The sequence below is a fragment of the Leucobacter sp. USHLN153 genome, from assembly GCF_037145615.1.
In the GTDB taxonomy this organism is placed as follows: Bacteria; Actinomycetota; Actinomycetes; order Actinomycetales; family Microbacteriaceae; genus Leucobacter.
Genome location: NZ_JBBCXE010000001.1, coordinates 664,342 through 678,870, shown reverse-complemented (window position 1 = coordinate 678,870; position 14,529 = coordinate 664,342). Strand labels below are relative to the sequence as shown.

Annotated in this window: 11 protein-coding genes; 6 read left to right on the top strand and 5 right to left on the bottom strand. The window is 69.4% G+C overall.

Annotated features, from left to right (window positions below):
• Positions 1-5 precede the first annotated feature (5 nt).
• Positions 6-1,652 (top strand): amidohydrolase, encoded by a 1,647-nt coding sequence (locus WFH00_RS03085; protein ID WP_336659134.1) that lies wholly within the window; start codon positions 6-8, stop codon positions 1,650-1,652.
• A gap of 86 nt (positions 1,653-1,738) precedes the next feature.
• On the opposite strand, the gene WFH00_RS03080 is transcribed toward WFH00_RS03085, so the two are convergent.
• Both WFH00_RS03080 and WFH00_RS03075 read right to left on the bottom strand, forming a co-directional pair.
• On the bottom strand, positions 1,739-3,052 hold the full coding sequence (locus tag WFH00_RS03080) for a flavin monoamine oxidase family protein (RefSeq protein WP_336659133.1): 1,314 nt from the start codon (positions 3,050-3,052) through the stop codon (positions 1,739-1,741).
• Positions 3,053-3,126: 74 nt separating this feature from the next.
• Positions 3,127-5,844: an aminotransferase class I/II-fold pyridoxal phosphate-dependent enzyme gene (locus tag WFH00_RS03075; RefSeq protein WP_336659177.1), complete on the bottom strand. Its 2,718-nt coding sequence runs from the start codon at positions 5,842-5,844 to the stop codon at positions 3,127-3,129.
• A gap of 324 nt (positions 5,845-6,168) precedes the next feature.
• Between WFH00_RS03075 and WFH00_RS03070 the strand changes: the two genes are divergently transcribed.
• From WFH00_RS03070 to WFH00_RS03060, 3 genes are read left to right on the top strand one after another with little or no spacing between them, the layout of a single operon-like run.
• Positions 6,169-6,654 (top strand): SIP domain-containing protein, encoded by a 486-nt coding sequence (locus tag WFH00_RS03070; protein WP_336659132.1) that lies wholly within the window; start codon positions 6,169-6,171, stop codon positions 6,652-6,654.
• A gap of 50 nt (positions 6,655-6,704) precedes the next feature.
• The gene (locus tag WFH00_RS03065) at positions 6,705-8,144 is read left to right on the top strand and encodes an NAD(P)H-quinone dehydrogenase (RefSeq protein ID WP_336659131.1); all 1,440 of its coding nucleotides are present in this window, start codon (positions 6,705-6,707) and stop codon (positions 8,142-8,144) included.
• A gap of 26 nt (positions 8,145-8,170) precedes the next feature.
• Positions 8,171-8,536, top strand: a complete 366-nt coding sequence (locus tag WFH00_RS03060) for a cupredoxin domain-containing protein (protein ID WP_336659130.1) — start codon at positions 8,171-8,173, stop codon at positions 8,534-8,536.
• Between the two features lie 58 nt (positions 8,537-8,594).
• Here WFH00_RS03060 and WFH00_RS03055 read toward each other — a convergent pair whose 3' ends face one another.
• Complete coding sequence (locus WFH00_RS03055) at positions 8,595-9,941, bottom strand: class I SAM-dependent RNA methyltransferase (protein WP_336659129.1); 1,347 nt, start codon at positions 9,939-9,941, stop codon at positions 8,595-8,597.
• Between the two features lie 42 nt (positions 9,942-9,983).
• Complete coding sequence (locus WFH00_RS03050) at positions 9,984-10,256, bottom strand: GlsB/YeaQ/YmgE family stress response membrane protein (protein WP_336659128.1); 273 nt, start codon at positions 10,254-10,256, stop codon at positions 9,984-9,986.
• A 157-nt stretch (positions 10,257-10,413) separates the two neighbouring features.
• On the opposite strand from WFH00_RS03050, the gene WFH00_RS03045 reads away from it, so the two are divergent.
• Positions 10,414-11,061, top strand: coding sequence for a Maf family protein (locus WFH00_RS03045; RefSeq protein WP_336659127.1), 648 nt, complete (start codon positions 10,414-10,416; stop codon positions 11,059-11,061).
• A 53-nt stretch (positions 11,062-11,114) separates the two neighbouring features.
• On the opposite strand, the gene WFH00_RS03040 is transcribed toward WFH00_RS03045, so the two are convergent.
• Positions 11,115-12,869: a PucR family transcriptional regulator gene (locus WFH00_RS03040; RefSeq protein WP_336659126.1), complete on the bottom strand. Its 1,755-nt coding sequence runs from the start codon at positions 12,867-12,869 to the stop codon at positions 11,115-11,117.
• 174 nt (positions 12,870-13,043) lie between these two features.
• On the opposite strand from WFH00_RS03040, the gene WFH00_RS03035 reads away from it, so the two are divergent.
• Complete coding sequence (locus WFH00_RS03035; RefSeq protein ID WP_336659125.1) at positions 13,044-14,528, top strand: CoA-acylating methylmalonate-semialdehyde dehydrogenase; 1,485 nt, start codon at positions 13,044-13,046, stop codon at positions 14,526-14,528.
• Position 14,529 lies beyond the last annotated feature (1 nt).

Genomic DNA, 14,529 nt, shown 5'->3' with positions numbered 1-14,529 from the left:
GCATCATGGAACACCTCGGAGGCGACCTCGCCATCGTCGGAGCGCGGCTGCGCACGAACGTCGAGGACGCCAGTAACGCTGACGGCCCGAACGGCAGCGGATCCGCCGCGACCGCAATCCTCGCTCGCGATGGGCGGATCGAGATCGTCGGCTCCGACGCAGAGGTGGCCGAGGCGGCTGCGGACTTCGGCATCGAGGTGCGCGATGTCGCCGGCGCCACGGTGACGCCTGGCCTGTTCGACGCGCACACCCACCCGCTCTGGGCGGCGTCGGTGACCGCCGGCATCGACCTCGGCGGGCTCGCTACGATCGAGGAGCTGCGAGCCGCGCTCTCCGCAGAGCACGAGCGTCTGCCCGAGGGCGCCTGGCTCCGGGGCTGGAACCTCGAGTACGAGCCATTCGAGCACACGGGCATGCGCGGCGATCTGCTCGCTGACGCTGCGCCCGGCCGCCCGGTGGCCCTCATCTGCTACGACCTGCACACGGGGCTTGCGACGGCTCCGGCGCTCGCCGCGGCAGGTATCTCGGGCGCGCGCGAGTTCGACGACGCGAGCGAGATCGTCGTCGACGAGCACGGCACTCCCACCGGCGAGCTGCGCGAGCCCACCGCCTACAACCTCGTGTTCGACGCGGCCCCGGCACCCGATCCCGACGACGAGCGCGACGCGCTGCGCGACATGTTCCGCAGGCTCGCGGCGGCGGGCCTCACGGGCGGCGCGATCATGGATGGCAAGGAGCGCACGGTCGAGCTGCTCGCGGAGCTCGAGGAGCGGGGCGAGCTGGATCATCGCGTGACCGTGCACCACTGGCACGCCGTGGGCGACACTGACGCCGACCAGCAGCGCGTGATCGCCGCGAAGGATCGCGCCGGCCGCCTCTGGCAGACCGGCGCCATCAAGCTCTTTAGCGATGGTGTGATCGACACGGGCACCGCGTGGCTCCACGAGCCGGACGCCTGCGGCGACGGGCGAACCGCATTCTGGCCCTCGTGGGAGCGCTTCGGCGAGGTCGTGCGCGCCTACCACGACGCAGGTATGCTGATCGCGACGCACGCGGTCGGAGACTACGCGGTGAGCCGAGTGCTCGACGTCTACGCGACGCTACCCGAGCGACCCGGCCTGCCGTTCCACTCGATCGAGCACCTCGAGGTGCTCTCGGACGCGGACGTCGAGCAACTCCGCGGCAGCAGCGTGACCGCCTCCATGCAGCCCCTGCACATGCAGTGGCGCGCCGCCGACCACAGCGACGGCTGGTCGGTGCGCCTCGGCGAGGGGCGCGACGAGACCGGGTACCGGGTACGCGACGTGCTCGACGCGGGCGTGACGCTCGCCCTCGGCTCCGACTGGCCCGTCGCGCAATACGATCCCCGCCTCGGCATGGCCTGGGCGCGAGGCCGCCACACTCCGGGTGATGCTTCAGCGCACGTCTTCGAAGCGTCGCAGCGCCTGACGGGCGAGGAGGCGCTGCTCGCGTACACGCTGTGGCCCGCGCGGGCCCGCGGGCATGCGGATCGCGGTGTCATCGCCGAAGGAGCGGTCGCCGACCTCACGGTGTGGGCGGCAGACCCGGTCGACACCGACGCGGACGCGCTTCCGGAGCTGCCGATCCTGCTCACCGTCGTCGATGGTCGCGTGGTGCACGCAGCCGAGTAGGCGCCGACCGCTTCGGCTCTGCCGAAGGGACGCGAGTGGCCGTTACTCTCTTTGGAAACGGCCACTCGCGTCGCTTGGGCGCGTGCTCATTGCGCTGAGCCGGAGTCCGCCCCCGCGATCCGCCGCGCCTCGCGCAGCCCGCTCTCGATCGCACCGTCGACGAAGCCGCCCCAAAGCTTCGCGTTGTCGGTCGTGGCGAAGTGCACGGCACCGTGCGGTCGCTGCAGTTCGGCGAGGTCCCGCGTCAGCTGCCCGGGACGGTGCGTCATCCAGGTGTTCCGGGAGAGCGGATCGGCCATCCAGTCGTGCGCGGTCACGCCCGTCACCTCGATGCCCGGTCGGAATGCGTCGACGGCCGCCTGCACCGAGGCCAGGTCGTCGAGGTCGACGCGAGTGTGCTCCGGGCCGAAGGCGACGAGCAGCGTGTAGTCCCCGTCCTCGTCGCTGCCATAGTACTCAGCCTTCAGCACGGACAGCGGATCATGCTGGCTCGCGTAGGCGAAGAAGCGGGGGAGATGCCCGCGCGCACGAATCCAGAGCTTCGAACCCTGTGAGGCGACGCGCTCAGCGCCGAGCCGCTGCCACACTTCGGGCAACGGCGGGTCGAAGCTGATCCCGCTGATCGCGTTCGCGGGAAGGGTGCTCACGACGAAGCGCGCCCGGATCTGCGTGCCGTCAGCGAGCGAAACCAGCGCGCCCCCGTCCTGCTGCGCGACCGAGGTGACGGTCGAGGAAAGGCGAATCTCGCCGGAGACGTCGGCCGCGATCTCAGCCGTGAACGCGCTCATACCGCCGACCACGCGGTAGGTCGCCGAGGCCTCGTGCATCAGCTGCCAGTGCCCGCCTGTCGCCGCGACCCAGCGCATCGCGCTTGCGAGCCCGACCTGGTTCAGGGGAGCGTTCACGTGCCCCACCCAGACCGACTCGTTCGCCGCGCGCGCCTCGGGGTCGAGCCCCAGGGCCTCGATGCGATCCTGAATCGACAGCGCGTCGAGCTCCTGAATCGCACCCACCGTCGGCTCCGTGCCCCGCGGAATCGACTCGCGCACGTCGTCGATGATCTGCTGCTGACCCGCATCGATGAGCGCCATGAACTCCTCGAGGGTGCCACGCTGCGACGTGCCATCGGCGCGCTTCCAGTACGCCTCCTCGGCGCGAGGGCTACGCTCGATCTCGCGCCCGTAGCGCGTCATCTCGGCCCAGGTGTGCGGCTGCACCCAGTGCACCCACGTGCCGCCGAGCTCCAGGTCGTGCCCGAACCGCCGGTCCGTCCAGGTGCGCCCGCCCACGCGATCCCGCGCTTCAAGCACCACCACCGAGAGACCGGCATCGCCGAGCTCCCGCGCCGCGACCAGCCCCGCAAATCCCGCTCCGATGACGACGACGTCAACCGATTCCATGTACTCCTCCTCGAGTGGCAGTCAGTGCTCACCCGAGCCTAGCGGCGCGGCGCATGCGGCCGCGAGAGGCAGGATCAGCGCGCCGCCGGAGCCTCCGCCCGCAGGATGCGGTACCCGCGCCGAGCGTCGAAGCCGTGGATCTCACGGGTATCGAGCACGGCCATGAAGTCGAGCACCTCCCGCGTGATGACCTGGCCCGGCACGAGCACCGGGAAGCCCGGCGGGTACGGCGTCACGAAGCCCGCGGAAACGGGGAGGTCGCCGCCCTCGACGCGTCCGCGCAGCACCGCGGGCGAGACGTGCTCGACGGCCCCGCGCCGCTGCCCGCGGAAGAACGCCGCACGCATGTCGCCATCGGGCAGCACCGCGTCGGTCGCGTAATCGGGGGAGAACGAGCTGAAGTCGGGCAGCGGCGGCATGGGCGCTTCCGCCGTGTCGAGCAGCTCGGGATCCTGCTGCGCCCGATCCTCCGCGAACCGCTCGGCGAGCTTCACGAGCACCTCGATGAGGTACGCGATGGCGCTGCGCGAGGTGCCGATGTTCGTCATGAAGAGCACGGTGTTGCGGCTCGTCTTGTTCACCTGTATGCCGTAGCGGTCCATGAGATGCTCGTGCTTGAACGTGTCGCCGTCGACGCCAGTGCGGCTGATCTCGATGGTGATGCGCGACGGGTCGACGACGAACTCGTCGGTGGCCCACGCCTGCCACATGGACGCGAGCCCGTCGCGGTGCGGCATCGGGCGACCCGACTCGCGGTTCTCCGTCGGAACGAGGTCGTGGGCCGTGAGCACGCGGAAGGTGCGGCGCAGGAGCGGGTGGCGCGCGATCGCCTGGGAGAGGCTCGTCGCCAGATCGAGCTGCCGCTGCACGAGCTCGAATCCCTCGAGTTCGACCTGGCGGCGGCCGATGTCGAGCGACGCGAGGATCTGGTAGTTCGGCGAGGTGGAGGTGTGGGTCATGTACGCCTCGTGGAAGGGTTCCTCCGCGTCGCGCACCCAGTCCTGGTCGTAGACGTGAATCATGGATCCCTGGCGCAGAGCCGTGAGCGTCTTGTGCGTCGACTGAGTCGCGTAGACCCTGATACGCGCATCTGGCGACGGGATCAGGCGCTCCGACAGCCACACCTCATCGGGCGCGGGTCGCCCGTCCTCTCCGAAGAGCCGCGCCTGCTGCGCGCGGTACGCCGTCGCGTGCGCCGAAGTGTTGAGCTGGTGCTCGAGTCGCTTGGCCGCGGCCATCGCGGTGCGGCGCCGGGTGACGGGGTGGAACGCTGCGAACGCGAACCACGCCTCATCCCACAGGAACACGAGGTCCGGCTTGATCGCGAGGCACTCGGCCATCACGCGCTCCGGGTCGTAGACGATGCCGTCGAACGTGCAGTTTGTGAGCGTGATCATGCGCACTTCGTCGAGGCGCCCCTGCGCTCGGTAGTCGAGGAGCAACTGCTTGATGCGACTGATCGGCACGGCGCCGTAGAACGCGAAGTCGTTGAGCGGGTACGCCTCGAGATACGCCGGCCGTGCGCCGGTCAGCATGACGGCGTGGTGATGCGACTTGTGGCAGTTTCGGTCGACGAGCACCACGTCGTTCGGTGCCATGAGGGCCTGATGCACGATCTTGTTTGCGGTCGAGGTGCCGTTCGTGACGAAGAAGGTGTGCTTGGCGCCGTACGCGCGCGCCGCGAGATCCTGCGCCTTCTTGATGGCGCCCGTCGGCGCGAGGAGCGAGTCGAGGCCACCCGAGGTCGCCGAGGTCTCGGCGAGCAGCAGGTTGAGACCGTAGAAATCGGCGAGGTCGCTGATCCACTTCGACCCCACGACCGATCCGCCGCGCGCGACCGGGAGGGCGTGGAAGACGCCGACGGGGCGGCGAGCGTGATCCTGGATCGCCGAGAAGAACGGGGTGTCGTACAGGTGGGAGACACGGCGCAGCAGGGTGAGGTGCAGCTCGAGCTGATCTTCGCGGCGGAACACGCGGCGGAAGCGCCGGGTGAGCGCGCCCGCGAGATCCTCGATGTGGGCGCCCGCGACCAGGTAGAGATCGAGTTCGGGGCGGATCGCGGCGAGCGTATCCGCCAGCCCGAGCACGCGCTGCACCGACGCCAACGAGCTTCGCGCTGGCGCCGCCGTGGGCACCGCTTCTGCGCGTGCGAGCCGGATGGTCTCCAGGAGGTCGCGTCCGAGCTTCTCGCGCGTGTGCTCGCTGAAGCCGGGGCGCACGACGCAGGCGAGGATGTTGGGGTTCGTGAGCACTGCAGCGACGGCGTCATCTGCCGAGGGCACCACGACGTAGTCGTATACGAAGTCGTCGGCGGCGCCGCGCAGGCGGAGCGCCTCGGCCCGGAGCGCATCCCGATCTTGCGCCGTGGTCTCGTCGACGATGAGTACCTCGAAGCGGGGGCGCGTGTCGGCGTCGACCGTGAACTCGAGCCGCGAGTCATCGTCGAGCGCCTCGTCGCGCGGCTCCTCGGGAACCGTGTCGTGCCGGAGTCGCTTGACCACGCGACCGATGCGATCGAGCGCCGCGCGATAGTCGCCGGCCTCGAGCAGCTCCCTGATCGCTTGCACGTAACGCTGGCCGAAGCCCGCCCAGTAGAGCTCGATCGTCTCGAGTGCGCGCAGGTTGCGGTGCACCTCGCCGTCGGACGTGAGGGCCTCCGAGCTGTCGGACTCGCTTGCGAGGCGCTTCACAGCGAAGCGCAGATACTCCCAGGCGTCGCTGCGCAGGCGCCACGACGAGGCGGGCATGCCGGGGTCGCGCTCGAGAACCGCCGCGGCGTGAGGGACGTGCATCGAGACACCCGAGTTCCGGACCGAGCCGAACGAGGTGGGGTGTGATCCGCCGACCGAACCGCCGCTCGTGATCCCGTCGTATCCTGCAGCAGCGGTTTCGATTCTCGACATACCACCTCGCCCTTCCCACTTCACTGTTCGGTCGGAGGACCTGCGCCGGCTAGAGGCCGCGCTGAGAGATCCCTGTGACTGATGATCATAGGCGACAGCGGATACTGCGACGCGCACAAACGATGGCGCTCAGTAGCGACTGCGATGGGATACGAGTGTGAGAATTGGCCCAAAGATCTTCCGACCATGGTTAGGTTGGCCTAAACTACGAGTGTGAACTCCTTCGAACCATCTGATTTCTCCGATGCCGTCTCGGTCATCGACCCCGATGGGATCGACTGCATACTGGCAGCCGGCGACGCCTCAGACATCACTCAGCTGCGCGAGTGGCTGCGAGAGCTCCCGGAGACGGCGTATGGCCGCGTGTTCATCGAGGTGTTCTCGGACGTTCAGATCGAGGCGCTGCCCACTCCGCCGCACGTCGGCGTGACGTGGCTGTGCCGTGAGGGGCGCGAGGACGGTTCGGCTGCCGCTCCTGGCCGCCGACGCGGAGAGGCGCTCGCTGGAGCCGTGGACGCCTGGTTCGATGAGTGGCTCTGGGCCGATGCGGATTCGGTGCGGAACATTCAACTGTGGATGGGCGCGCGCAGCAGCACCACGATGCAGGCCTATTGGATGGGTCTCGATCGACGGCTCGAGAAGCGGTGGCCCGGCTACTGCGAGCGCGAGTGCCGCTCGCAGTGTCAGCGCAAGGAATAGACCCGGCCCGCGGGTGATCCGGGCGCCTCGCTCCTGCGTACAATTGCAGTATGGCGAAAGCGAGTGAACGCAAGCATCGGATCGCAATAGTCGGGGGAGGGCCGGGGGGCTACGAGGCGGCACTCGCCGGAGCCCAGCTCGGGGCGGAAGTCACTCTCATCGAGCGAGCGGGAGTCGGCGGGGCCGCGGTGCTCACCGACGTGGTGCCGTCGAAGAGTCTCATCGCCACGGCGAGCGCAGCGCAGAGCGTGCGCGACTCGGGCAAGCTCGGCGTGCAGGCCTTCGTGCCCGGCGTCGAGGGGAAGCCGGTGCGACCCGAGATCGCCGTGAATCTCGCTGCCGTGAACAAGCGGCTGCTCGCGATGGCGGGCGCGCAGTCCGTCGACATGCTGCGGTCGCTCGAGGACGCGGGCGTGCGAGTCGTGCAGGGCGAGGGCAGGCTCGACGGCCCCAACGCCGTGCTGATTTCGACGGCTGCGGGAGGCGGTGGAACCGACTTCGACCGCATCGAGGCGGACACGATCGTCGTCTCGGTCGGCTCGAGCCCGCGCGAACTCGACTCCGCGAAGCCCGACGGCAAGCGGATCCTCACGTGGAAGCAGCTGTACGATCTGCCCGCGGTGCCCGAGCACCTCGTGGTCGTGGGCTCAGGTGTGACGGGCGCCGAGTTTGCGAACGCGTATCGCACCCTCGGCTCCGAGGTCACCCTCGTGTCGAGCCGCGACCAGGTGCTCCCGGGAGAGGATCCCGACGCCGCAGCGGTGATCGAGCGCGAGTTCACGCGCCTCGGCATGAACGTCATGTCGAAGTCGCGTGCGACCTCGGTCACGCGCACCGAGCAGGGCGTGCTCGTGGAGCTGGAAGACGGGCGCAAGATCGAGGCAACGCACTGCCTCATGGCGGTGGGCTCGATCCCGAACACCGCGGGTCTCGGGCTCGAAGAAGCCGGTGTCGCCCTGACCGACAGCGGGCATATCCGGGTGAATAAGGTGGCGCGCACGAATGTGCCGTCGATTTACGCAGCGGGCGACTGCACCGATTTCTTCCCGCTCGCATCCGTGGCCTCGATGCAGGGTCGCACCGCCATCATGCACGCGCTCGGTGACTTCGTGCGACCTATCGATCTGCGCAACGTCGCGGCGAACGTGTTCACGTACCCCGAGATCGCGACAGTCGGCTGGAACGAGCACACGCTCGCGGAGAACGAGGGCATGGCGAAGGCGATCTCTCACACCATCCCGCTCAGCGTGAACCCGCGAGCCAAGATGATCGGCTTCACCGACGGCTTCGTGAAGCTGTTCGCGTGGCAGGCGTCGGGCACCGTTGTGGGCGGCGTCGTTGTGGCGCACCGTGCGAGCGAGCTCATCTTCCCGCTCGCGCTCGCCGTCGAGCACCGCCTCACCGTCGACCAGGTTGCTTCGGCATTCGCGGTCTACCCGTCGATGACGGGCGCGATCACGGACGCCGCGCGCGCCCTGCACCAGCACTGATGGTGTTTCGGATACGAGCGTCGCGGATGCGGTCGCGGCTCTCGAGGGGTGCCGCGGCGCTGCTCGGGATCGGGGCCGTCGCGCTCCTCAGCGCCTGCGGCCCCGGCGCCCCCGAGCCGGTGCCCTCCGACGACGGTGCCAGCCCCGCGGTGACGGTGACGGTCTCCGACAACCAGTACGACCCCGCTGAGGTCGAGATCGCGCCCGGCGAGGCCGTGCGCTGGGAGTTCGTCGGACCCAATGAGCACGACGTGGTCGCGAATGATCGAAGCTTCGTGAGCGAGCTGCAGACAGAGGGCACGTACACGCACGTCTTCGACGAGGCCGGCGACTTCGACTACATCTGCTCGATCCACCCGGAGATGCGCGGCATCGTCCACGTCACCGAGTAGCGCGCGGTAGCGCGCGGTCCTGCCCCGTGGTCGGGGCGGGACCGGGCCATGCGGTGGGTCAGGCGCGGTGGAAGACCGCGAGCGACTCGAAGTGGTGAGTATGCGGGAAGATGTCGAACGCTCGGAGATCCGCCAGCTCGTAGCCCGCATCGCGCAGCGACTTCGTGTCGCGAGCGAGCGCGACCGGATCGCAAGCGACGTACACAATGTTCGCCGGTGCGAGCTCCGCGAGCTGACCGGTGACGCCACCACCGGCGCCGGAGCGCGGCGGGTCGAGCACGATCGTGCCGCGCCGGAGCCGCTCGCGGACCGGAGCCGAGGCCTTCAGCAGCTCGGCGAGATGCCGATCCACCCGCGCGGTGTGCGCGAGCGCTCCCACGAGCTCGGCAAGATTCTCCGACGCGTCTTCGGAGGCCGCGGCATCCGCCTCGACCGTCGCGATCTTCACGCTGGGGCCGGCGGCCTCAGCGACCGCGGCAGCGAGGAGCCCTGCCCCACCATAGAGGTCGAGGTTGCCGGCCGCCGGGTCGAAGCGCCCGGCCTCGATCAGCTCGGACACCGCGTCGCGCACTGCGGAGAAGAGCACGGTCGGTGCGGCGCGGTGCACCTGCCAGAAGCCCCCGGCACGCACCTGGAACTGGCGATCCTCGACCCATTCCCGGATCGCGTCGCCCTCACCCGCACGCCGCTTCTCGCCCGCGAGCGTCAGCAGCATCCGGGGGTCGTCGCCAGACGGGTCGATGAGGTCGATCGTCTCGACGCCGGGCATGAGCTCATCGAGCGGCGCGATCTGACCGACGCCGTGGGTCGCGAGCGGGAGGGACTCGACGGGGATGACCCGCCGGCTTCGCGCGGCGTAGGGGCCGACGGCGCCGGTCTCGGGGTCCACGTGCAGGCGCACGCGCGTGCGATAGCCGAGACCGTGCGGGGCGTCGGCGCTGGGCGATCCGCCGTCTTCATCAGCGTCAGGGGCGGTCTCGACGAGGTCCGCGAGTGCTCCGGAGAGATCCTCACCGTCTGCAGCCGCGAGCTCGATGCCGCCGAAGCGGCGCATCGCGTCCGCCAGCACCTCGGCCTTCAGCGATCGCTGCCGGTCGAGCGAGATATGACCGAACTCAGCGCCGCCAGCGCGATCCTCGGGATCACGATCGATCGAGGCCTCGGCCCAGATGTGGTCGCGACGATCGGGAGACGCGTCGAGCACCTCAACCGTGGTCGCTCGCGCAAAAGACTTCTTGCGGGCGTCGGTCACCCGTGCCCGCACGCGCTCCCCGGGGATCGCATCGGCGACGAACACCACGCGTCCCTCGTGGCGCGCAACTCCGACACCGCCGTGGGCGATGCCGGAAACGACAAGGTCGACCTCGGCGCCGGGTTCAAGCGGGGTGCTGTTCGATGCAGTCATGCCCCTATTGTCCCATTGCCGAGGTCGACCCCGGGTACGGCGTTACGCGGCCGTGCGCTTGTTGCGGCCCGTGATCAGGCCCCAGATCAGCAGCACGACGATGGAACCACCGATCGCCAGCAGCCAGGTTTCGATCGAGAAGAACTCGCCGAGGTCGGCACCGAAGATCAGTCCGCCGAGCCACCCGCCAACGAGTGCACCGATCACACCGAGAATAAGGGTGGCAATCCAGCCGCCGGCCTGGCGTCCTGGCAGGATGGCCTTCGCGATCGCTCCGGCGATGAGGCCGAGCAGCAGAAATCCGAGGAAACCCATGTGAGAACTCCTTCCAATCATAGGGAGGCACGTTGCGACCCCATGCATCGAACGTACGGCGTTGCCACGGCAAACGAATAGGGGCTTGTCGGGCAGGAGGGTGACGGTGTAGCGGGCGCGGGCCAATGAGTACTGACTGCCCCGTAAAATCGCTCGCATGCGTTTGATTCTTGCCTCGACCTCGCCCGCTCGTCTCTCGGTGTTGCGCGGCGCAGGTATCGAACCCCAGTGCTTCTCGCCCGAGGTCGATGAGGAGGCCGAGGTCGCCGCGCGCGAAGCCGAGTTGGGTCGCTCGCTCTCCGCGCCCGAGCTGACGGAGTACCTCGGGCGCCTCAAGGCGGAGGACGTCGTCCGGCGGTACGGGCCGGAGGGCACGGGCGAGATCGACGGCCTCGTGCTCGGCGGGGACTCGATGTTTCTGCTCGACGGTGAGATCCTCGGCAAGCCCCACCTGCCCGAGGTCGCGCTCGAGCGATCCAAGCAGCATCGCGGGCGCACCGGCGTGCTGCACTCCGGGCACTGGCTCATCGACTGCACGGGCGGTTCGGTGCGCGGCAGCGCGGGATCCGTGGACACCGCGACCGTTACCCTCTCCGCCGACCTCACGGACGCGGAACTCTCTGCCTACGTGGCGACGGGGGAGCCTCTCGAGCTCGCGGGCGGCTTCGCGATCGACGGCCTTGCGGGCGCATTTATCGAGCGGATTGAGGGAGCGCCGAGCTGCGTGATCGGTCTGTCTCTGCCCGCGCTCCGGCGTCTCGTCGTCGAGCTCGGGCACGAGTACCCGAGCTTGTGGGCGCTCTGAGGAGCGATGGATCCGCGGGTTCCGGCTAAGTGAGCGCGGCTCAGCGAGAGCGGCTAAGCGAGTGCCAGCAGCGCGACGGAGAGCGTCGCGATCGTCGTGCCCTCCGCGAGATCGACCGCGAGCAGTTCTTCGATGAGCGCGAGCCGCTGGTAGAAGACCGACCGCGAGAGGCGCGCACGCTGGGCGGCGAGGGAGCGGTTGGTCGGGTGCGCGAGGTACGCGCGCAGTACCTGGAGGAGATCTCCGCTGTGCCCCGCTCCGCCCGCGGCGTCGTGCGCGATGAGCGGCCCGAGCGCGTCGCGCGCGAACTCCTGCACCTCGGGCGCCGCCGAGAGGCCACGCACGAGGTACGCGAGCGCCTGGCGCTCCGCCTGCTGCACCGTGACGCGACCCACTGACGCGGCGGGTCGCAGTGTGCCGGCCGCGCGTACGCGCTCGAGTGAAGTGATGAGCGAGCGCAGGCCGCGTCCCGCGGCGCCGAGTCCGAGGTGGGCGCGCCACGCGCGGGGCGTCGGCGTGGGAATCAGCATGTCGAGTTCGCGCGCGAGGCGGGCGGCCAGCGGAGGCGCGGCCTCGTTTTCGGGAGCGACTCGGGCGTCGTCGGCAGGGAACGACAGGAGCGCAAGGAGAGATGTGCGGCCGGACGGGCCGTCATCGGGATCAGGGACGAGGATCACGCGCCCCTCGGGTGCCGCGGCACGCCGAAGCGCGGTTTCGAGCACGGCCCGCTCGAGGGATGCATGGCCCCCGAAGTCGTCCGTGCCGTGGAGGGTCGCGCCGAGCACGATCCGCCCCTCGATCGGAAGCCCAGCAGCCGCGAGCTGCGTCGCGAGTTCGAGGTCACTGCGGTAGCGGCCGCTGAGCAGCGCGTCGAACAGCCGCTTGGAGCTCAGCTGTACCCACTGCTCGCCCTCCGGGTCGGCGAGCCGCCCGAGCGCGAGCGCGAGCGCCCCGAGTTCGAGCACGGTGCGGCGCCCTGCCGCGTGGGGCGGACCGGGGAGTGCGGAGATCCTCCCCCACCGCCGGCCCTGCGCCTCGACCGCGACCGTCTCGGAACCCTCTGGGAGCTCAGGATTCACGCTCGGCGCGGCCCAGGGGGCGAGCGCGGACTCGAGCGGCAGCTCTCCGCCCGCCCACGCGACGACCCGGCCCGCGGAATCCTCGAGCACGACGGCGGCGTCGAGCACCTCGGCCAAGCGCTCGACCACGTAGTCGACCGGGCTGCGATTGAGGCCCAGCTCGGTGAGCATCGTGTGCACCTCGGCGCGAGCGGCGAGAGCCTCGGTCTGCGCCGCGAGCACGCGCTGATGCACCCGCTGCGTGATCTGCACGAACCGCACCTCGCGGTGCAGCACGATCAGCGGAATGCCGTGCTGCTCGCACACGTCGCGGAGCTCGGAAGGAGCGGCGTCGAGGTGGGTCCCGAGCTCGAGAATCACGGCCGCGGGCTCGGCGCGAGCGGCCTGCTCGGCAAGTTGCGCGAGCGAGTCGGGGTCGGTCGGCCAGCCCGCACCCGTGGACAGCACGAGCTCACCGCCCTCGAGGAGGGCGATCGAGCCCGCCCCCGCTACGACGTGCGCCCAGCGGATCGGGCGCTGGAGCCCGGTCTCGCCCGCGACGAGCTCGGGTTCGCCTGCGCGCAGCTCGGGGAGCGCGAGCGCATCGGCGACCGTGACGGCTGGCGCTTCTCCCTGCGTTTCGGCGGTAACCGAGGCACTTGCCGACGGCGAAACGGGGGCAGCGGGCAGCGGTGCGCGGGGGCGCCCCGCAGCGTCGCCCTGCGGCGTGAAATCAGTCTTCGATGTCATCTCGAACACATTGTACGACCGCGACAGGAATTACAGATGGTTTGCGAGTCGCCCCCGCGAACTGGCGCTGTCACACTGGGACGGCACGGGATCGCGGATCCCGAACATATTGCCCGGAACCGGGCGTCACCCGCTCCAAATCCCGAGCGCACCCCAACGAAAGAGGACGAACGCATGGCACGCATTCCCCACGTCATCGGCGGCGAGAAGGTCGACGCTGCAGAGCGCACCCAGCCGGTCTACAACCCGGCGACCGGCGAGGAGCAGCATGAGCTGAGCATCGCTTCGGTGGAGACCGTCGAGCAGGCGATTGCAGCGGCGAAGGCTGCGCTTCCGGGATGGCGCAAGACCAGCCTCACCAAGCGTGCGGACGTGTTCTTCAACCTCCGTCAGCTGCTCAAGCAGCGCACCCCCGAGCTCGCCGCGATCGTGACGAGCGAGCACGGCAAGGTGCTCTCGGACGCTGCCGGTGAGATCGCGCGCGGCCTCGAGAACGTCGAATTCGCTTCGGGGCTCCTCCACCTGCTCAAGGGCGAGCGCGACGAGCAGGTGTCGACCGGCGTCGACGTGCATTCGATCAAGCAGCCTGTGGGTGTCGTCGCGGCAATCACGCCCTTCAACTTCCCGGTCATGGTGCCGCTCTGGATGATCGCGAGCGCGATCGCGTGCGGCAACACGGTCGTGCTGAAGCCCTCGGAGCGCGACCCCTCCGCATCGGTCTTCATCGCGGACCTCTTCCGCGAGGCGGGCCTCCCCGACGGCGTGCTCAACGTCGTGCACGGCGACAAGGTCGCCGTCGACACGCTGCTCGACAGCTCGGACGTCAAGGCCATCTCCTTCGTCGGGTCGACCCCGATCGCGAAGTACATCTACGAGCGCGCGGCAGCGAACGGCAAGCGCGTGCAGGCGCTCGGCGGCGCGAAGAACCACATGCTCGTTATGCCCGACGCCGACATCACCGTCACGGCTGACGCCGCGATCTCGGCAGCCTACGGCTCGGCCGGCGAGCGCTGCATGGCAGTCTCGGTCGTGGTCGCGGTCGGCGACGTGGCGGATCGCCTGATCCCCGAGCTCGAGAGCCGCATCGCGAACCTGAAGATCGGCAACGGCACCGATCCCGCTTCGGAGATGGGTCCGCTCATCACCGCCGACGCCAAGGCGCGCGTGGAGTCGTACGTCGAGGGCGCTGAGGCCGAGGGTGCGACGATCGTCGTCGATGGCCGCGAGCAGCAGTTCGAGGGCAACGGCTTCTTCACCGGCGTCACCCTGCTCGACCACGTGAAGACCGACAGTAAGGTGTACCGCGACGAGATCTTCGGGCCGGTGCTCGCGATCGTTCGCGTCGAGAGCTACGAGGAGGGGCTGCAGCTCATCAACGATCACCAGTTCGGCAACGGCACCGCGATCTTCACCCGTGACGGCGGCGCAGCTCGCCGCTTCGAGTTCGAGGTCGAGGCGGGCATGGTCGGCATCAACGTGCCGATTCCCGTCCCGGTCGGATCGTTCTCCTTCGGTGGTTGGAAGGATTCGCTCTTCGGCGACGCCCACATCTACGGCCCCGAGTCGATCAACTTCTACACCCGCTCGAAGGTCGTCACGACGCGCTGGCCGAACCCGGATCAGTCGAAGATCGACCTCGGCTTCCCGAGCAACAGCTAAG